General features: G+C 52.3%; 1 protein-coding gene. It reads right to left on the bottom strand.

Annotated elements, in window-relative coordinates; translation table 11 throughout:
• Positions 1 to 222: MotA/TolQ/ExbB proton channel family protein (locus MRS74_RS23775; RefSeq protein WP_254582750.1), on the bottom strand; the 222-nt coding region annotated here is incomplete at both ends.

The following is a 222-nucleotide window of genomic DNA, read 5'->3' on the forward strand; positions in this document are numbered from 1 at the left end:
TGGTCACTTTTGCAAGATGATCCAATCGAGTGCTAAAGAACAAACCAGACAGAGAAGCGACCATTCCCGCAAGGGTTGGTATGGTTGCTTTTGAAATGCCTGAGGCCATGGCTCGCGGGCTTCCTGTGCCTACCACAGCAAGGATGTCGAACACGTGGATCATGCCGACAACCGTACCCAGCAGACCAAGCAGCGGACATAGTGCGATAAGCACTTTGACGA

It is taken from the genome of Marinobacterium sedimentorum (assembly GCF_024267675.1).
Taxonomy (GTDB): Bacteria; Pseudomonadota; Gammaproteobacteria; order Pseudomonadales; family Balneatricaceae; genus Marinobacterium_A; species Marinobacterium_A sedimentorum.